This is a genomic window from Streptomyces sp. NPDC048337 (assembly GCF_043201175.1).
Taxonomy (GTDB): Bacteria; Actinomycetota; Actinomycetes; order Streptomycetales; family Streptomycetaceae; genus Streptomyces.
On sequence record NZ_JBICYR010000002.1, the window covers coordinates 482,107 to 500,507 of the forward strand.

Genomic DNA, 18,401 nt, shown 5'->3' on the forward strand with positions numbered 1-18,401 from the left:
CCCATGCGCCAGAACCCGCAGCGCCGCGCCGCGCTGCTCGACGCCGCGATCGAAGTCCTCGCGCGCGAGGGCTCGCGCGGCCTGACGCTGCGCGCGGTGGACGCGGAGGCGGCCGTCCCGACGGGCACCGCCTCGAACTACTTCGCCAACCGGGCCCAGCTGCTCGTCCAGATCCTGCACCGCACCAGGGAGCGACTGACCCCGGACCCCGCCGACCTGGCCGGCCCGCTGGACACCAAGGTGCTCCTCGGCCGGCTGCTGGAGCGGATGCGGCGCGAGCGCAGCGTGCACATCGCGATGCTGGAACTCCGACTGGAGGCCACCCGGCGCCCCGAACTCCAGGCGGAGCTGGCGGGCTTCCAGCGCGCGGAGCTCGACGCGAACGTCGCCTGGCACCTGGAGGCGGGCCTGCCGGGCGACCCCCAGGGCGTGGTCCTGCTCTACCTCGCGATGCTGGGCCTGATCGTGGACGACCTGACCGCGCCGACCATGCTCGACGGCTACCCGGAGGAGACCCTCATCGACGCCATGGTCGAACGCCTCCTCCCGCACCGCCCCACCCCCTGACGCCGCGCCCGCCGCTCAGCCGGCCAGGTCGCGGATCACCCGGCGGGCCAGGGAGGTGCGCGCCGGGGCCAGTTCCGCTGCGATCGCGGCGGCCCGGGGGCCTTCGTAGACGACCTGTGCCGGATGCGATCCGCCCGAGGCGGCGACGCGGCGGCGCAGGTGGGTCGGCGGGTGGGTGCTGTCCACGCTGTGCCCCCGCCGGGCGGCGACCCGGCGCAGCCGCTCGTACTCGTGCTCCGGCACGGCGCCGGCATGCAGGGCGAGCCGCTCCCACAGCCCCTCCTCAGCCCGGTCGCGCGCCTCGCGGCCGCCGCGTCCGCCCAGCATCTGCGCCGCCACCGACTCCCGCCGCAGCTCCGCCTCCACTGAGCCCAGGATCAGCAGCCGGTCCATCAGACCGACGGCCGCCTCCGTGGACCCGGCCCGGGCCGCGCTCGCGTCCGCCAGGTACTCGGCACGCTGCGAAGCGCGCAGGGTGAGCCGGTCGAGCAGCAGGAGCAGCCCGTACACGGCCCAACGGGGCACGAAGGTCGCCGCGTTCACGAACCGGTCCAACAGCCGCACCGCGGGCATCGGCGCCAGCACGTGGAGCCAGACCGACAGGGAGTGGAGCGCCCCGTGCGTGAGCCGGGCGCGCCGGATGTCGCCGTGGGCGAAGTGGCCGAGCTCGTGCCCGAGGAGCGCCACCCGCTGCTGCGGCGGCAGGATCTCCCAGAGCCCGAGCCCCAGGAGCAGCATCCGCCGCCCTCGCAGGCCGTAGCCGGTCACGGCCGCGTTGGCGTCCGGCGCCACCACCACGGCGTCCACGCCGGTGGTCCCGATCGCGGCCCCGACCTCGTCGATCAGCTCGAACAGCCGGGGCGCGTCCGCCCGGTACAGCACCGGCGCGTCCTTCGGCAGCCGCACCGGCCGAGGCCGCAGCACCGACGCGGTCCCGAGTAGCAGGACGCCGATCACCGGCTGCACCCCGGTCTCCCAGCCGAGGACGACCAACAGCACGCCGGTCACCACCAGGAGCGCGGTCATCCCGTGCACCAACAGCGAGATGCCAGAGGCCAGCACGGTCGCCGTGTCCCGCGCCGGCGGCCCCCCGCCGTCCGCCGCCCGCTCCATCTCGGCTGCCAGCTGATCCCCGTACTCCTGAGCGAGGCGCCGTCGCGCGGCCGCGATCCGCCCGGGCTCCGGGTCGGCCGCGCCCGGGTCCACGTTCCAGTCGCAGGCCGAGCACCAATCGGCGTACCGCTCGTCCACGGGTACGGCGCTTCCGCACTCCGGGCACTTCCGCGTCTCCGGCGCGGCCACCCCACTGCTGATCTCCACGATCCCCTGCCGCCGCGGTCCTCGTGGATCCGCGGTCCGGGAAGGATAGGCGGCGCCCCGGCACCCGTCACGCTTGGGCGAGGTCCGGTGATCTTATGCTCAGGTTTACGCGAGTCAGCTGGTTTTGCGGCCGGTGAGCGACTTTGATGGGTTTGTCAGGACTCGTACCGGAGCAGGGGGACTACTCATGGGCAGCGGCGACAGTCAGAAGGACAGCACACCCACCCTGATCGGTTCCGTGCAGCGCGCGCTGCGTCTCGTGGAAGCGATGTACGCCGAGGGAGGGGCGACCGCCAAGCGGCTCGCCCGGCTCACCGGGATTCCGCTGCCCACCGTCTACCACCTGCTGCGCACCCTCAGCCACGAGGGCTACGTCCAGCGCGAGGGCGGGTCGTTCCGGCTCGCGGACGATCTTCCGCTCGCTTCGTGATCAAAAGTCGACGGGTTCCGGCCAAGGAGCCGCGTTGTTCCGTGCATGTTCCAGCGGAAAATGCCAGAACGCCCTTCCGCACTGTGGAAGTTGAGTAAGTTCCCTCCTGTCGCGCCGTACGACCGTGCACTCAGCACGTCCGGCCGGGAGGGGAGCCCGCGTGCCCGGGATCGACGAATGCCTGCTCGAAGCCATGGCCCTGCCTGGTGCGCGGGGGGCCGCGCTGGTCGACTGGAGCAGCGGACTGGCCCTCGGCACCGCGGGGGACTCGCCCGTCGGGGACCACGAGACCACCGCCGCCGAGACCGCCGAGCTGGCCCGCGCGGCCGCCGAGTACGAGTCCTTCGCCCCGGCGGACGACGCCCCCTTGCGGGGTGACGCCGGCCCGCCCGTCGAGGACCTGATCGTCACCACCCGCACCGGCTACCACGTCCTCCGCTTCGTCGAGACGAGCTTCGACAGCAGCGTCTTCCTCCATCTCTGGCTCGACCGCGCCGACGGCAACCTCGCCCTCGCCCGTCACAAACTCCGGGCCCTCGCCGAAGGGCTGGTGCTCAGATGACCGGCCCTGTCGCCGCCACCGCCGTCTCCCCCCTCCTCACCCGGCTCGCCGCCGAGCGCGCCACCGGCGCCCTGCTGCGCGACCGGGGCACCCTCTTCCTCGAGGACGGCCGCATCGTGCACGCGGAGAGCCCGGCCACCCCCGGCCTCGACGTCCTGCTCACCACCGGCGGCGCCCTCGCCCCCGAGCGCTGGCGCGAGGCCGTGGACCGGGCCGGAGCCCGCCGCCAGGTGGCCCGCTTCCTCGTGGACAGCGGCGGCCTCGCGGGCGGCGAGCTGGAGATCTGCCACCTCGCCGCGATCTTCGACGCCGCCTTCTTCGCCCTGTCCCCGGGCAGCGGCCCCTCCCGCTTCCGCCGCGGCGCCACCCACTGGATCGGCTCCGTCCGCTCCGTCCCGGCCGCCGCCGTGGAACGGGAGACCCGCCGCCGCCGGGAACTGCTCGACGCGGTCTGGCCGTACCCGCGGCTCGACACCGCCCCGGTGGTGCCGCGGCCCGCCGCGCCCGGCCAGACGGTCACCGCCCGGCAGCGGATCCTGCTGCGCCAGGCGGACGGCGTCCGCACCCCCGCGGACCTCGCGTGGGTCCTGGGCCGCCCCGCCTTCCACACACTGCTCGACGTACGGCGCCTGGCAGCGGCCGGACTGGTCGAGACCCCGCACGCTCCGGCCCCGCAGCCGGCCGCGGAACCCCTGCCCGACTGGATGACCCAGACCCAATCCCCGGACGTGGCGCTGCTCCGCCGGTTACGCGACGCACTGGAGGCAAGCCTGTGAGGCTCCCGCTGCGACCGGCCCTGCGCGCCGACCGCTCCGAGCGGAGGCAGCCCGAAAGGAGAAAGGCCGACATGAGCACGGTGCCCGCCGAGGCCGAAGCCGAGATACTCGCCGAGCTCCGCAGGCTGCGGGCCCGGGTACCCCAGCTCACCGGCGCCCTCGCCGCCAGCGCCGACGGCCTGGTGCTCGCCCAGGACAGCGCCGCCTCCGAAGCCGAGACGGTCGCCGCACTGACCGCGGCCGCCCTCGGGGTCGCCCAGCGGCTCAGCGACAGCACGGGCCAGGGCGGATTCCGGGAGCTGCTGGTGCGCGGAGAGCACGGATACGTCGCCACCTACGCCGCCGGCGAGACGGCCGTCCTGACGCTGACGGCGGAGCCGCGCGTCAACGTGGGGCGCCTCCACCTGGAGGCCCGGCGCTCCAGTCTGCGCATAGCCGAACTCATCGACCACACCCTCGGGCGCCGGGGCGCAGATGTCCCGCCCGCCTGAACCCCGTACAGCCAACCCCGCAGGACCGAACCCGAACCGAAAGAAAGAGGGACTCCTCATGGCAAACGTCGAGACCGCGCTGAAGGAAACCATGACCACCATCGAGGGTGCGCTCGGTGCCGCCCTGGTCGACTACGGCAGCGGCATGGCCCTCGGAACCGTCGGCGGCAGCAAGGACCTCGACCTCACCGTCGCCGCCGCCGGCAACACGGACGTGGTGCGCTCCAAGGTCCGCACGATGGAGCTGCTCGGGCTCAAGGACGAGATCGAGGACATCCTCATCACCCTCGGCAGCCAGTACCACCTGATCCGCCTGCTGCGGGGCCGGGGTGCCTCGGGCTTCTTCCTCTACCTGGCCCTCGACAAGAAGCGGGCCAACCTCGCGATGGCCCGCCACCAGTTGATGAAGATCGAATCGGAGCTGGAGGTCTGACCGGGAATCGCGTGGGTGGCGGGCGGCTTAATTCTTTGCCGTCCGCCCCGGCGATCAGCCGCTGTATGTCCGAAATGAGGGGAATTCATGGTTCCGTTACGGAGTAAGATGCTCCGAGTAGCTGATCATCGATAAAGCATAAAACGCTGGAGAACCCGCCACCCATGCCCCCGCGCCTGAGCATCGTCGTCCCCGTCTACAACGTCGAGCTCTACCTCGACGAGTGCCTGGAATCCATCGCAGCTCAGACCTTCGACGACTTCGAAGCCATCCTCGTGGACGACGGCTCCACGGACACCAGTGCCGTCATCGCGAAGGCCTTCGCGGCGCGGGACAAGCGCTTCCGGGTCGTCCTGCAGGAGAACGCCGGCCTCGGCGCGGCCCGCAACGTGGGTGCCCGCCATGCCAACCCGGACAGCGAGTACCTGGCCTTCGTCGACAGCGACGACACCATGCCGGACTACGCCTACGAGCGACTCATCGCCGCGCTCGACGAGACCGGCTCGGACTTCGCCGGCGGCAACGTGAAGCGGTTCCGCTCCGTCGGCATGCAGCAGTCCTGGGGACACCGGGCGGCCTTCGCCAAGACCCAGCTGAAGACCCACATCTCCAAGTTCCCGGCGCTGGTCACCGACCGCACCGCGTGGAACAAGGTCTACCGGCGCACCTTCTGGGACGAGCACGGCTTCCAGTACCCGGAGGGCATCCTCTACGAGGACGCCCCGGTCAGCATCCCCGCGCACTACTTCGCCTCCAGCGTCGACATCATCAGCGACTGCGTCTACCACTGGCGCGTCCGCGAGACCGGCGAGCGCTCCATCACCCAGCGCTCCACCGACCCGGTCTCCGTCATCGACCGCGTGCAGTCCGTACGCCTGGTCCGCGAGTCCCTCAAGGCCAAGCAGGGCGCCAAGTACGCCCGCTACCTGCGCGACTACGACCACAACGTACTGAGCGAGGAACTCCCCCTCATCTACAAGTACGTCGGCGAGGGCGGCCCCGACTTCCGCGCCGCCTTCGTCAAGGAGGTCGGCGGCCTCATCCGGGAGATCGGCACCGGCCCCTGGTCCGGCCTGACCGTCGCCGACCGCCTCAAGGCGTACCTGGCGAGCGAAGGCCGCGTCGAGGACTTCATCGCCCTCCTGCACCACCAGCGCGACTACCAGTACAGCGTGCCGGTCAAGGGGCTCGCCCGCCCGCAGGCCGACTACCCCTTCCTGCAGGGCCGCCCGCCGGTCCCCGCCAAGATCCTCACCCTCGGCCCGCGCGAGCGCCGCGTCGTCAGCCGCCTGGAGCAGGCGGCCTGGGCCGACGGCAAGCTGCTCCTGCGCGGCTACGCCCTGCCCGGCCACCTCGGCGCGGAGAGCCGCCTCGGCTCCCGCAAGATGCTGGTCTTCCGCGAGGGCGGCAAGCGCCGTCGCTCCGTCGTCGGCACCCGTACGGTCGCCTCCCCGATGGCCACCGTGAAGTCCCCGCACCTCGCGCTGCGGCACGCCGACTGGGCCGGCTTCACCGCCGTCGTCGACCCGACGATCTTCCAGTCGGGCGGCAAGTGGCGCGATGGAATATGGACCACCTCCATCGCCGTCACCGGGGCCGGCGGCCTGCACCGGGCCCGCCTCAAGGGCGGCGAGCACGACACCGGCCAGAACCCGCCCGCGCACTGGGTGGCCCCGGACGTCCGGGTCATCCCGGCCGTCAACGGCGCCCTCACCGTCCAGGTGGAGATCGTCCGGGCCCGCGCCCTGGACGTCCGGCCCGCCGACGACGACACCGTCGAGATCAGCGGTGAACTCTCCGCCGAGGCCGGCAGCGCCGCCGCCACGCTGAACGCCGTGCACCTCAGCACCGGAACCATCGTCAACGTCCCGCTGCAGACCGGCGCCGCCGCGGCCGGCGGCCGGATCCCGTTCACCGCCAGCGTCCCGCTGGCCGACCTGGCCGCCGTACCGGACGCCCCCTGCGAGCCCGGCGAGTGGACCCCCGAGCCGTGGAGCCTGTCCGTGCTCGGCGCCGACGGCACCGAACACCGCCTGGTCCACGACGAGCGCGGCGGATTCGACGGCCTCGTCCTCCCGCTGCCCGGCCAGGAGTCGGACCGCGCCCTCTTCGCCAAGCGCGGCAACACCGGCCACCTCACCTTCTCGGTGCAGCCCTCGCCGCCGCTGATCGACGCCGTCGAGACCGCGGACGGCACCGTCACCCTGCGGGGCCGGTTCGTCGCGCCCGCCGACGAGCCGTACGAGCTCGTCCTGCACAATGCGTTCGGCGTGGAGTTCAGCTACCCCGTCACCCGCGACGGCGACACCTTCGAGGCCGCCTTCGAGCCCGTGCTCCCCGAGGCGTACGCGGGCCTCACCACCCTCCCCGAGGGACGCTGGTGGGCCACGATGCGCCCGGCCTCCCAGGGCGGAACCACCGCGGGCCTGCTCGGCGTCGACCGCGGCGCCCCCGTGCAGATGGGCACCGGCATGCTCTGCGCCGGGCCCCACGCCTTCACCACTCAGGGCCGCCGGATGCGGGTCGAGACCCGCCTCTACGACCGCATGGTGCTCGTCGCCGACCCGCTGCTCAGCCCGCACGACCGCTCCCGCTACGCCCAGCGCGTCGCCCGGTTCGAGACCTACCCGGCGCAGCGCGCCCTGCCGGTCAAGGACGTCGTCGTCTACGACACCTTCAAGGGGACGGGCGCCGGCGACTCCCCGCGCGCCATCCACGAGGAGCTGGTGCGCCGCGGCGAGAAGCTGGAACACCTCTGGCTCGTCCGCGACGGCCGCACCGAGGTCCCGGACACCGCCCGCGCCGTGCAGTACGGCAGCCTGGAGTACTGGGACCTGCTGGCCCGCGCCCGCTACTTCGTGACCAACGACAACGTCCCGATCCGCTTCCAGCGGCGCTCCGGCCAGGTCGTCGTGCAGACCTGGCATGGCACGCCGATCAAGCAGATCGGCCACGACTTCGTGCACGACTACTACACGAGCCCGGAGATCCTGGAGGGGCTGGCGCACGACAGCGCCCAGTGGTCCCTGCTGGCCTCCCCGAGCTCGTACGCCACGCCCCTGCTCAAGCGCGCCCTCGGCTACGACGGCGAGGTCATCGAGGCGGGCAGCCCGCGCACGGACGCGCTCGTACGGCCCGACGCGGAGCGCGTCGCCGAGGTCCGGCGGCGGCTCGGCCTCCCCGAGGGCAAGAAGGTCGTCCTCTACATGCCCACGTGGCGGGAGAACTGCGAGGCCTGGACCGGCGGTTACAAGCTCGACCTGCGGATCGACCTGGAGGCGGCGCGCCGCGAGCTCGGCGAGGACCACGTCCTGCTCATCCGCGGCCACCACCACGTGACCGAGCAGGTCCGAGACAGCGTCCGCGACGGCTTCGTCGTCGACGTGTCCCGCTGGCCCGACGCGGCCGACCTGCTGCTCGTCGCCGACGTGCTGATCTCGGACTACTCCTCCGCGCTGTTCGACTTCGCGCTCACCGACCGGCCGATCCTGCTCTTCACGTACGACCTGGAGCGCTACCGGGGCACCCTGCGCGGCTTCAACTTCGACCTGGAGGAGAAGGCGCCCGGCCCGCTGCTCGCGGACTCGGCGAGCCTCATCGAGGCCGTGCGGGGCGCCGACGCCCTCGGCGAGCAGTACGCGCAGGCGCGCGCGGCCTGGCGCGAGGAGTTCTGCGACCTGGACGACGGCCGCGCCACCGAGCGCGTCGTCGACCGCATGCTGGAGCTGGGCGCGGGTCCCGCGAAGTAGCCCGAACGGGCGAAATCCCGGCTGAACGCACACCGGCCCCGGGCCCACCGATGAATTTCGGGTCCGGGGCCGGTCTGTATGTGAGGAACGGCAACCACCGTCCACACACCGGCCTGGAGGCAGAGATGAGCGGCAACGGTTTCACGACGTGTCTGTGGTTCGACGGCAAGGCGGAAGAGGCCGCGCACTACTACGTGTCCGTCTTCAAGGACGGCAGGATCGGCCGGATCGGCCGCTACACGGATGCGGGCCCCGGGCGGGCTGGCTCGGTGATGATCGCCGAGTTCGAGATCAACGGACAGAAGTTCGTCGGCCTCAACGGCGGACCGCAGTTCCCCTTCACCGAGGCGATCTCCTTCCAGATCCACTGCGCCGACGAGCCCGAGGCGGACTACTACTACGAGGCGCTGACCAAGGACGGCGGCCAGGAGTCCGCCTGCGGCTGGGTCAAGGACAGGTTCGGGGTGTCCTGGCAGGTCATCCCGCCCGGTGCCATCGACCTGGTCAGCGACCCGGACCCGGAGCGGGCGGCCCGGGCCACCGCCGCCATGATGAGGATGAAGAAGCTGGACGTGGCGGAAATGCGCCGGGCGGCCGACGGCTTCTCGGGCTAGACCGTCTCCCGGCCGAGGCTAGCCGCCGATCCGCGCGAGCAGCGCCGGCAGGGCCGTGCCGATGGGTTCGCGGACGACCTCGTCGGCGAGGGAGTCGTACGGGGTCTCCTCCGCGTTGACGATGATCAGCCGGGCTCCGGCCTCCGCGGCCATCCCGGCCAGCGACGCGGCGGGCTGCACCTGCAGGGTGGACCCCACCGCGATGAAGACCTGGCAGCCCTTGGCCACGGCCATCGCCTGTCCCAGCACCTCGGGGTCGAGCCGCTGGCCGAACATCACGGTCGCCGCCTTCAGGATCCCGCCGCACGCCAGGCAGGCGGGATCCGGCTCGCCGGCGGCGAGCCGGGCCAGCGCCTCGTCCATGTCCGAGCGGGCGTGGCAGGCGGTGCAGACCACCGACCGGGCGCTGCCGTGCAGCTCGAACACCTTGCGCGCGGGCATCCCGGCGAGCTGGTGCAGCCCGTCCACGTTCTGCGTGATGACCCGTACCGGGGTTCCGCCGCGTTCCAGCTCGGTCACGGCCAGGTGCGCGGCATTGGGCCGGGCCCCGAGGGCGCCGAGCTCGGCCCGCATCAGCCAGGAGCGGCGGCGGATCTCCGGATCCGCCATGTAGTACTCGTAGGTCACGAGCTTCTCGGCGTCGGGCTCCCGACGCCACAGCCCCTGTGGCCCCCGATAGTCCGGAATCCCGGAATCGGTGGACATCCCGGCCCCACTGAACACTGCGACGAGCGGCTTTCCCATGGGGCGACCGTACGCACGGGAGCCGCCGGTCCGCGACCGAATTCAGCGCTCGGCCGTGCGGACGGCCGTGTCCGGATCCGTCACTCCTTCGGTCCCGGGCGCCCCGGTGGTCTTCTGTCGACCACGCCATCGCGGGCGGGTGCCGGTGGGGACGGGGTCCGGGCGGGGGCGGAGGGTCGTTTCTGCGGTGAATCCCGCCCCCCACAGGAGTGAGATCCGGGTACCCGCCCTCCCGCGGGGCCGGGAGGGCGGGTACAAAGCGGACATGAAGCTCATGACGCACCGCCTCGGCGCCCTGCTGCTCACCCTGCTCGCAGGGCCGGCCCCGCTGTCCGTCGCCGCTGCCCACGCCGCCCCGGCCGCGGCCCCGCAGCCGCACGACGCCACCAAGATCAGTGCCTTCCTCGCCGGCTTCTACGGTCACCACGGCCCGTCCGACTACGACCGGGAGAACAAGGTCTCGCAGCTCCTCAAGGACAGACAGCGGGAGCGGGCCGACGCCGACGTCCTGCTCTGCTCGCAGAACGAGCCGCGGGACATCGCCATCGGCCCGGTCACCGTCGCTCCTGCGGCCGCGGTCGGCTGGGCCACCGTCACCACCCACTGGGAATCCGGCACCACCGACACCTTCACCGCGTACGTCCGCCTCGACTCCCAGCCCATCCGCCTCGACGACGTGATCTGCGCGGGCTGAGGCTCCGTAGGGTGGGGGCACGACGACCACGCCCACCGCCTGGAACCGGTCCGCGCGGACGGGGTGCGGCGGGCGGTCGAGGTGGGCGACGGGAAGGTCGGCGACCTCCAACCCGAGGCCGATCGCGCCGCGTTCGCCAGGATGCCGACGGCTGGTTGGGCACGGCTGTGCGCCTCCTCCCCGTCTGGTACAACACGGGGCATGACGGGATTCGAGATCACCGGCGCGAGCGCCGCCGACATGGCACTGATCCGCGACTGGGCCGATGAGGAGGGCTGGAATCCGGGGGATTCGGACCGGTTCGCCTTCGCGGTCGCCGACCCGGAGGGGTTCCTCATCGGCCGGCTCGACGGTGAACCGGTGGCCAGCATCTCCGCCGTGCGCTACGGGGCGGGCTTCGGGTTCATCGGCTTCTACATCGCCCGGCCCGCCTTCCGCAGCCAGGGCTACGGCATCCGGCTGTGGAACGCGGGGATGGACCGGCTCGACGGGCGGCTGATCGGCCTGGACGGGGTCGTCGAGCAGCAGGACAACTACCGCAAGTCCGGATTCCGTTCGGCCTGGAACAACGTCCGCCACGAGGGCGTGCCGCAGGGCGGGGACGGGCCGGCCGAAGGCGTCGAGTTGGTGGACGCGGCCACCCTGCCGTTCGGGCAACTCGCCGCCTACGACCGGCTGTTCTTCCCCGCGCCGCGCGACGCCTTCCTCTCGGCCTGGACTTCACTGCCCGGCCGGACGGCCCTGGCCGCCGTCCGCGACGGCCGGATCGAGGGGCTCGGGGTCATCCGCCCGTGCAGCGGCGCCTCCCGGATCGGCCCGCTCTACGCCTCCACCCCCGGCGTGGCGGCCGGCCTGCTGCGGCGGCTCGCGGAGCACGCGCCCGGCGGGCTGGTCTCGGTCGACGTCCCGGACGCGAACCCCGGCGCCGTCGAGCTGTTCACCGGCCTCGGCCTGGTCCCGACCTTCGAGGCCGCCCGGATGTACACGGGCCCGGCCCCCGAGGTCGACCTGCCCGGGATCTACGGGGTCACGAGTCTCGAACTCGGCTGACAGCTCCGGGTGATTGGTGACCGGGGCCGCCGGGCGGCAGCCGGCGCGCCGCCCGGCCCGCCCCGTACGCCTCGCGGGGCGTCAGAAGCCGAACAGCGCGCCCGCGGTGTGCCGCAGGCCGCACGGGTTGGCGAAGGTGTACGAGTAGTTCAGCCGGCGGCCCTGCCACACCCCGTCGGCCGTGACCGTCATGGGATTCCACTCCCGGGTACACGCGGTGCCGGCGCCGGGGGCCGCGACCGCGTCCAACCGCGCCGCGTTCGCCCGTAAGTCGGCACAGGCGGCCGTCGGGTTCGGGTGCGTCCCGCCCGGCTTCGGCGCGCACACCAGCGTCACCGCGCGCATCACCGTTCCGGTGGCGGCGTCGTCTCCGGGGGTCACGCCGATGACGAGCGCGGAGGGCGCGTACAGGCTCGCCGTACCGGACGGCGCGGCTCCGGCCGTTCCGGGCCAGGCCAGCGCGGTGAGCGCGGTGAGCGCCATGGCGGCGGAACCGAGCCCGAGACCCTTTGCGATGGACCGCATTGCGAACACTCCTTTGGGTTGGTGTTTCGGATAGCGGACAGAGTCTTGCCCACCCGGGCCGCGAACGCCCGTTCGCACCGCCATTTTTCGTCACCGATCGTGTACGGATGAGCGCAGACCGCAGCGGTGCGAGGGGTGCTGACCAGTGGGGGAGCGGGCCTCCGAATCGGCCGAACACCGACCGGGAGACACGCGCGAAACCTTTGCGGCGGGCGGCGGGGCGGCCCCGGTGGAGTGCCGCGGCGGGCCCCGGAGCGGGCTCCCGGAGCGGTTCCGCTTGGCCTCCCGGTGGGTCTGGAGCCCCCTCCGGGGTAGGGCCGGCCCGACCCCCGGAACTCGCTCTGACCCCGCTGTGCCGGGCCGCTCGCCCCGGTTGGCTGGACGCATGCCAATCCACGCCATCCACCTCACCGACGTCAGCCGGATCCACGGCTCCGGCGACCACGCGGTCACCGCCCTCGACCGGGTCTCGCTCGGCTTCCCCCAGGGCACCTTCACCGCCGTCATGGGCCCCTCCGGCTCCGGCAAGTCCACCCTGCTCCAGTGCGCGGCCGGACTCGACCGGCCCACCTCCGGCACCGTCACGGTCGGCGGAACCGAGCTCACCGGACTGAGCGAGACCCGGCTGACCCTGCTCCGCCGCGACCGGATCGGCTTCGTCTTCCAGGCCTTCAACCTCCTGCCCTCCCTGACCGCCGAGCAGAACGTCGCCCTGCCGCTGCGCCTGGCCGGCCGCCGCCCCGCCCGGGCCGAGGTCCGCGAGGCCCTGGCCCGGGTCGGGTTGGGCGACCGGGCCCGGCACCGCCCCGCCGAGATGTCCGGCGGCCAGCAGCAGCGCGTGGCCCTGGCCCGCGCCCTCATCACCCGCCCCGAGGTGCTCTTCGGGGACGAACCCACCGGAGCCCTCGACTCCAGGACCGGCCGCGAGGTGCTCACCATGCTCCGGGACCTGGTCGACACCGAACGCCAGACCGTCGTCATGGTCACCCACGACCCGGTGGCCGCCTCCTACGCCGACCGCGTCGTCTTCCTCGCCGACGGCCGGCTGAACGGCGAACTCGTCGGCGCGCGGGCCGAGGACATCGCCGCGCACATGACGAAGCTGGAGGACGCGCCGTGCTGAGCACCGCCCTGCGCACCGTGCGCGCCCGCTGGGTCTCCTTCGTCGGCAGCTTCGTCGCCCTCGCCCTCGGCGTCGGCCTGATCGCCACCATGGGCCTCGGGCTCGCCGCCACCCTGGAAGCCCCGCCACGCGGGCCGGAACGATTCGCCCGGGCCCCCGTCGTCGTCAAGGGCAACGACGTCCTGCGCGTCCCGACCGCGATCGGCGACCGCACCGGGAAACTCGCCCACCCGAGAGCCGTGTCCCCCGAACTCACCCGGCGGCTCGCCGCCCTCGGCCCCACCACCGAGGACCGCTCCTTCCCCGTACGGGCCGAGGGCGGCCCGAAGCGGCTGGTCGGCCATCCGTGGTCGGTCGCCGCCTTCGCCCCCTACACCATCGACGCGGGCCGCGCCCCGCGGTCCGACGGCGAGGTCGTCACCACCGGCTGGGCCCGGCCCGGCCAACGGCTCGCCACCGACCGCGGCCCCGCCACGGTCGTCGGCACCGTCAAGGCCCCCGGCGGCCACCGGTTCGAGGAGGCCGTCTTCTGGACCGACGCCAGCGCCGCCCGGCTGTCGCCCGCCGTCGACCAGCTCGCCGTCGCCGCCGACCCGGACGCCGTACGGGCCGCGGTCGGCCCGGACCCCTCGGTGCGGGTCCTCACCGGCCGAGACCGCCGCTACGCCGACCCCGATCCGGAGCGCGACGGCGAGGCCCTGCTCGCCGTCAACGCCGCGCTCGGCACCGCGGGCGGGATCACCGGCTTCGTCTCCGTGTTCGTCGTCGCCTCCACCTTCGCCTTCGCCGTCTCCCAGCGCCGCAAGGAGTTCGCCCTGCTGCGCACCGCCGGCGCCGGCCCCGGCCAGATCCGCCGCATGGTGCTCACCGAGGCGCTGGTGTTGGGCGTGCTCGCGTCCGCCGCCGGCTGCGTCCTCGGGGCGTACGGGGCGCCCGTGCTCGCCGAAACCATGGTCGAGGGGGAGCTGGCACCGCACTGGTTCGCCATCGGGGGCGCCACCTGGCCCTTCCACCTGGCCTTCTGGACCGGCCTGTTCGTCTCCCTCGCCGGAGTCGTCGCCGCGTCCTGGCGGGCCGGCCGGGTGGGCCCCGCCGAGGCGCTGCGCGAAGCCGCCGTGGAACCGGGGACCATGACCGCCGGCCGCTGGATCCTCGGTGCCGGACTGCTGCTGACCGGCCTCGGCACCCTGGCCCACGCGCTGTTCGCCGACCCCTCCGACCTGCTCCACCGCAAGACGTACATCAGCCGGCCCATGCTGCTGATCGTCGCCTTCGCGCTGCTGGCACCCGTGCTGGTCCGCCCGCTCGTCCGGATCGTCGGTTGGCTCCCGGCCCGGCTGCCGGGCGCCGGCGGGATGCTGGTCCGCGAGAACGCGGCCGCGGGCATCCGGCGTACCGCGGCCGTCGCCGCGCCCGTCCTGGTCACCGTGGCCCTCGCCGGATCCCTGCTCGGCACCACCGCCACCCTCAACGAGGCCAAGGCGGCGGAGGTCCGGCAGCGGACCACCGCCGACTTCGTGATCACGGGGGGCGCCGGCGGCTTCGGCCCGGCCGCCGTCGAGCGGGTGCGCGCCGTCCCCGGAACCGAGGTCTCCGCCACCGCCGGCACCACCGTCCACGTCCTGGAGGAGGGTGTCGCGCTGATCCGTTCCGAGGGCCGCGCCGTCGATCCCGCCGCCCTCGCCAGGACCGCCGAACTGCCCCTGACCGCGGGCAAGGCCACCGATCTCGACGACGACTCCGTCATCGTCAACGAGGAGTGGGAGCGGCACGAGGTCGGATCCACGGTGGACGTCTGGCTCGGCGACGGCAGCCGCAAACGGCTGCGGATCGCCGCCGTGATGAGCATCGGCACCGGCAACAACGGGGTCTACGTCACCCCCGCCAACGCCCCCGGTGCGACCGTGGACCGGATCGACGTACGGCTCGCCCCGGGCGCCGACGCCGCCGTGGCCGGCCGGGCCCTGGCGGAAGCCGTGCGGCAGGCCGGGGGCCGGGTCCTCACCAAGGAGCAGTGGATGGCGGCCGGGTACCCCGAGACCAAGCGCACCACCCGGCTGGGCCTGCTGCTGGTCCTCGGCATCGCCCTCCTCTACACCGGCATCGGACTCGCCAACACCCTGGTCATGGCCACCTCAGACCGGGCCCGCGAGCTCGCGGCGCTGCGGCTCGCGGGCGCCACCCGGTGGCAGGTGCTGCGGCTGGTGGCGGGGGAGTCCCTGATGGTCGTCATCGTCGGCGCGGTCATGGGCACCCTCGTGGCCGCCCTGAACCTGGCCGGCATCCAGGGCGCCCTGGCCCTGCTGGGCGTCCGGAGCGGCCTCGTGATCCCGTGGGACGTGACGGGCGCGACCGCCGCCGCCTGCGCGGCCCTGGCGGTGGTCTCCGCCGTCTCCTCGGCCGCGGTCGTACTGCGGCGCCGTGCGGTGGAGCTGGGGGGCGTACGCGAGTAGGCGGTGAACGCGAGGAGGGCGTGTCCGAATGTGACAGGGAATCGTCATTGCGGCCATCGGCCGCACCCGTGAAGATCGGTTCATGCCCACTTCGCACCGTGTCGTCATCGCGGTCTTCCCCGATGTCGATCTCCTCGACGTCACCGGCCCGGCCGAGGTCTTCGCGCTGGCCAACCGGGAGACCGCGGGCCGCGCCGGCTACGAGGTCCGCCTCGCCGGACCGGTCGCCGGCGCGGTCCGCACGTCGGCCGGCGTCCGACTCCTCACCGACCTGGCCTTCGACGAGGTCGGCCGGGAGGTGGACACCCTGCTGGTGCCGGGCGCGGTCGACATGACCGACGACGGCCCGGTCGCCCGGATCGACAGCACGGTCGTGGCCTGGGTGAAGGAGACCGCCCCGCACGCCCGGCGGGTCGCCTCGGTGTGCGTGGGCGCCCACCTGCTGGCCGCGGCCGGGCTGCTGGACGGGAAGACGGCCACCACCCACTGGTCGACCGCCGCCCAGCTGGCCGCCGACCACCCGGAGGTCACCGTCGACCCCGACCCGATCTTCGTCCGGACCGACCGGGGCCGGGTGTGGACGGGGGCGGGGATCAGCGCCTGCCTGGACCTCGCCCTGGCCCTCGTCGCCGAAGACCTCGGCGAGCAGGTCGCCCTCTCCGTGGCCCGGCAGCTGGTGATGTACCTCAAGCGGCAGGGCGGCCAGAGCCAGTTCTCCGTACCGCTCAGCCGCCCGGCCGCCGAGCGCCGGGACATCGACCAGCTGCGGCTGTGGATCGCCGACCACCTCGACGAGGACCTCTCCGCGCCGACCCTGGCCGCCCGGATGTGCCTCAGCGAGCGGCACTTCGCCCGCGTCTTCACCCAGGAGACGGGCACCAGTCCCGCCGCCTACGTGGAGGCGGCCCGCATCGAGGTGGCGCGGCGCCTGCTGGAGACCACGGACGGCCGGCTCGACCAGATCGCGGCCGCCGCCGGACTCGGCTCGGCGGAGACCCTGCACCGGGCGTTCCGGCGGCAGCTGGCCACCACCCCGGCCGCCTACCGCCGCCGCTTCCGTACGCAGGCGGGCTGACCGGCCGCCTGCCCCACCCACCACCCGTTTCCCCTGGCACGGAGCGAGGCGGACTGCTTCGCCCTGCCCTTTTCCCTGATGAGAGGCATCCGATGAGCAAGAACACCGCGTCCAGGACCCTGCGCGACGTCAGCGGCCTGGACAACGAGCCGCCCCGGCTCGGCGACTCCGTCCTGATCCTGATCGACTTCCAGAACACCTACCGCACCGGCGTCATGGCCCTGGAAGGTGCCGAGGAGGCCCTCGCGGCCGGCGCCCGCCTGCTGGAGCGCGCTCGCGCGGCGGGCACCCCGGTGATCCACGTGATCAACGACGGCGGCGAGAACACCCCGTACGACATCCGCGCCCACATCGGCTCGATCAGCGACGAGGTCGCGCCGATCGACGGAGAACCGGTCGTGGTCAAGCAGGTCCCCAACGCCTTCCACGGCACCGAGCTGGAGAAGACCCTCGCCGACCTGGGCGCCGCACCGGGCAGCGGGAAGGACCTCGTGCTGGCCGGTTTCATGACGCACATGTGCATCACGTTCACGGCGGAGGGGGCCTTCTACCGCGGCTACCGGCCCACGGTCGTCGCCGAGGCCACCGCCACCCGCTCCCTGCCCGCCCCGGACGGCAAGGCCCTGCCCGCGTCCGCCCTCCAGACCGCGGCCCTGACCACCATCACCGACGTGTTCGGCCTCGTGGTCCCGACCGTGGACGGCCTGCGCGCCTGACGGGGGTGGGCGCGGGGGCAGCCAGGAGGGGGCGCGGCCGGAACCCCGGCCGCGCCCCCGCCGGGATCGCCGGGACCGGCGGGCTAGCCCGCCGCAGCGCGCGGGGCGTACAGCTCCAGGAGCCGGGTGCGGGTCTGCTGGAGCCGCAGGGCGAGGACCCTGCCCACCCAGTGCCCGATCGCCGATCCGAAGGCGGGATCGGCGTCCATGAGCATCCGTACGCCCGCGCCGTCGAACTCGTACGCACGTACGGGTGTCATCGCCTCGGCGCCCAGCTGCCACACGAAGGGCGGGAACAGCCACGACCAGCCCACCAGCTCACCGGGACCGAGGTTCTCCACCGGCGCGGGCCGGCGGCCGGGCACGGGGATCTCGAGGGTCACCGTGCCGGAGCGCACGATCCAGAAGGACTCCGCCTTGGTGCCTTCGTCGAAGATGCGGGCACCCTCGGGGAAATTGACCTCGCGGGCCTGGGACATCAGCCGCCCCCGGTGCTCGGTGGACAGCATGGCAGCGATTCGTACGGGGGAAGGTGTGCTCACGACGGCCTCCGATCGGACCCCCCACGACGCGACTGCTATCCCCAGTGTCGCCGACGGCCGCCGGATCCCGGCCGGGTCGGGCGGGGCTTCTTCCGGATCGGCCCGATCCGGCCCAGCACCGACCGGACCGTCCCCCTCCACGCCCCGCGTCGCCTATTCCTCGGCATTGGCCTCCAGGCAGGCCAGCTCCATCGCGTCCAGCACCGCCTCGTGGCTGCGCCCGCTCAGCTCGGCGACGTTCTCGATCTGGGCCGTGGCCCAGGCGGCGAGGGTCATCACCAGCACGCGGAGCCCGTCGGTGCCGTGGTCGGCCAGGATCGCGTCGGCGACGACCATGGCGTCCTCGGGCACCTGTTCGGGCGGCTCCAGGCCCGCGAGACCGCGCAGCATGGTGAGGGTGCGGCGGGAGATCTCCGGCGTCATCCTCGCCAGCCGCATGTCCTCTTCGTCGTCCATCAGCCCCACCCCTCCGGTGCGCGTGCCCATCACCTCACGGCACGGTAGAGGGGCCCGGCTCCGCGCGGGGCGGTTTCGCCA

General features: G+C 73.3%; 19 protein-coding genes. 14 read left to right on the top strand and 5 right to left on the bottom strand.

The window, feature by feature from the left end:
- The first annotated feature begins 3 nt into the window (after nucleotides 1-3).
- Nucleotides 4-567: a TetR/AcrR family transcriptional regulator gene (locus tag ACGFYU_RS05225; protein ID WP_393825868.1), complete on the top strand. Its 564-nt coding sequence runs from the start codon at nucleotides 4-6 to the stop codon at nucleotides 565-567.
- Between the two features lie 15 nt (nucleotides 568-582).
- On the opposite strand, the gene ACGFYU_RS05230 is transcribed toward ACGFYU_RS05225, so the two are convergent.
- Nucleotides 583-1,887: a M48 family metallopeptidase gene (locus tag ACGFYU_RS05230; protein ID WP_393825869.1), complete on the bottom strand. Its 1,305-nt coding sequence runs from the start codon at nucleotides 1,885-1,887 to the stop codon at nucleotides 583-585.
- Nucleotides 1,888-2,074: 187 nt separating this feature from the next.
- On the opposite strand from ACGFYU_RS05230, the gene ACGFYU_RS05235 reads away from it, so the two are divergent.
- The 7 genes from ACGFYU_RS05235 to ACGFYU_RS05265 all read left to right on the top strand — a co-directional run bounded on the left by ACGFYU_RS05235 (nucleotide 2,075) and on the right by ACGFYU_RS05265 (nucleotide 8,942).
- Nucleotides 2,075-2,317 (top strand): helix-turn-helix domain-containing protein, encoded by a 243-nt coding sequence (locus tag ACGFYU_RS05235; RefSeq protein ID WP_393825870.1) that lies wholly within the window; start codon nucleotides 2,075-2,077, stop codon nucleotides 2,315-2,317.
- Nucleotides 2,318-2,477: 160 nt separating this feature from the next.
- Nucleotides 2,478-2,879 carry a hypothetical protein gene (locus ACGFYU_RS05240; protein ID WP_393825871.1) on the top strand — a complete coding sequence of 134 codons (402 nt, stop codon included), beginning with the start codon at nucleotides 2,478-2,480 and terminating at the stop codon, nucleotides 2,877-2,879.
- The gene (locus ACGFYU_RS05245; RefSeq protein WP_393825872.1) at nucleotides 2,876-3,655 is read left to right on the top strand and encodes a transcriptional regulator; all 780 of its coding nucleotides are present in this window, start codon (nucleotides 2,876-2,878) and stop codon (nucleotides 3,653-3,655) included. Before ACGFYU_RS05240 ends, ACGFYU_RS05245 begins: the two co-directional genes overlap by 4 nt.
- Nucleotides 3,656-3,726: 71 nt before the next feature.
- Nucleotides 3,727-4,146 carry a roadblock/LC7 domain-containing protein gene (locus ACGFYU_RS05250; RefSeq protein ID WP_393825873.1) on the top strand — a complete coding sequence of 140 codons (420 nt, stop codon included), beginning with the start codon at nucleotides 3,727-3,729 and terminating at the stop codon, nucleotides 4,144-4,146.
- A gap of 58 nt (nucleotides 4,147-4,204) precedes the next feature.
- Nucleotides 4,205-4,579: a hypothetical protein gene (locus tag ACGFYU_RS05255; RefSeq protein ID WP_393825874.1), complete on the top strand. Its 375-nt coding sequence runs from the start codon at nucleotides 4,205-4,207 to the stop codon at nucleotides 4,577-4,579.
- Nucleotides 4,580-4,743: 164 nt separating this feature from the next.
- Entirely contained in the window at nucleotides 4,744-8,328 is a 3,585-nt protein-coding gene (locus tag ACGFYU_RS05260; protein WP_393825875.1) for a CDP-glycerol glycerophosphotransferase family protein, read from the top strand.
- Between the two features lie 125 nt (nucleotides 8,329-8,453).
- A complete protein-coding gene (locus ACGFYU_RS05265) occupies nucleotides 8,454-8,942 on the top strand; it encodes a VOC family protein (RefSeq protein WP_393825876.1) in 489 nt (162 codons plus the stop codon).
- Between the two features lie 18 nt (nucleotides 8,943-8,960).
- On the opposite strand, the gene ACGFYU_RS05270 is transcribed toward ACGFYU_RS05265, so the two are convergent.
- A complete protein-coding gene (locus tag ACGFYU_RS05270; protein WP_393825877.1) occupies nucleotides 8,961-9,686 on the bottom strand; it encodes an NAD-dependent deacetylase in 726 nt (241 codons plus the stop codon).
- A 265-nt stretch (nucleotides 9,687-9,951) separates the two neighbouring features.
- On the opposite strand from ACGFYU_RS05270, the gene ACGFYU_RS05275 reads away from it, so the two are divergent.
- Entirely contained in the window at nucleotides 9,952-10,380 is a 429-nt protein-coding gene (locus ACGFYU_RS05275) for a hypothetical protein (RefSeq protein ID WP_393825878.1), read from the top strand.
- Nucleotides 10,381-10,581: 201 nt separating this feature from the next.
- A complete protein-coding gene (locus tag ACGFYU_RS05280; RefSeq protein WP_393825879.1) occupies nucleotides 10,582-11,430 on the top strand; it encodes a GNAT family N-acetyltransferase in 849 nt (282 codons plus the stop codon).
- An 81-nt stretch (nucleotides 11,431-11,511) separates the two neighbouring features.
- On the opposite strand, the gene ACGFYU_RS05285 is transcribed toward ACGFYU_RS05280, so the two are convergent.
- On the bottom strand, nucleotides 11,512-11,955 hold the full coding sequence (locus ACGFYU_RS05285) for a subtilase-type protease inhibitor (protein ID WP_393825880.1): 444 nt from the start codon (nucleotides 11,953-11,955) through the stop codon (nucleotides 11,512-11,514).
- Nucleotides 11,956-12,340: 385 nt separating this feature from the next.
- Here ACGFYU_RS05285 and ACGFYU_RS05290 point away from each other — a divergent pair, with 385 nt between their 5' ends.
- The 4 genes from ACGFYU_RS05290 (at nucleotide 12,341) to ACGFYU_RS05305 (ending at nucleotide 17,322) form a co-directional block, all read left to right on the top strand.
- Nucleotides 12,341-13,078 (top strand): ABC transporter ATP-binding protein, encoded by a 738-nt coding sequence (locus ACGFYU_RS05290; RefSeq protein WP_393825881.1) that lies wholly within the window; start codon nucleotides 12,341-12,343, stop codon nucleotides 13,076-13,078.
- On the top strand, nucleotides 13,072-15,531 hold the full coding sequence (locus ACGFYU_RS05295) for an ABC transporter permease (RefSeq protein WP_393825882.1): 2,460 nt from the start codon (nucleotides 13,072-13,074) through the stop codon (nucleotides 15,529-15,531). The genes ACGFYU_RS05290 and ACGFYU_RS05295 overlap by 7 nt, the downstream gene beginning before the upstream one ends.
- A gap of 82 nt (nucleotides 15,532-15,613) precedes the next feature.
- A complete protein-coding gene (locus ACGFYU_RS05300) occupies nucleotides 15,614-16,606 on the top strand; it encodes a GlxA family transcriptional regulator (protein WP_393825883.1) in 993 nt (330 codons plus the stop codon).
- Nucleotides 16,607-16,698: 92 nt separating this feature from the next.
- The gene (locus ACGFYU_RS05305) at nucleotides 16,699-17,322 is read left to right on the top strand and encodes an isochorismatase family protein (protein ID WP_393825884.1); all 624 of its coding nucleotides are present in this window, start codon (nucleotides 16,699-16,701) and stop codon (nucleotides 17,320-17,322) included.
- A gap of 83 nt (nucleotides 17,323-17,405) precedes the next feature.
- On the opposite strand, the gene ACGFYU_RS05310 is transcribed toward ACGFYU_RS05305, so the two are convergent.
- The gene (locus ACGFYU_RS05310; protein WP_393825885.1) at nucleotides 17,406-17,864 is read right to left on the bottom strand and encodes a Crp/Fnr family transcriptional regulator; all 459 of its coding nucleotides are present in this window, start codon (nucleotides 17,862-17,864) and stop codon (nucleotides 17,406-17,408) included.
- Between the two features lie 153 nt (nucleotides 17,865-18,017).
- Complete coding sequence (locus ACGFYU_RS05315) at nucleotides 18,018-18,320, bottom strand: hypothetical protein (RefSeq protein ID WP_393825886.1); 303 nt, start codon at nucleotides 18,318-18,320, stop codon at nucleotides 18,018-18,020.
- Nucleotides 18,321-18,401 lie beyond the last annotated feature (81 nt).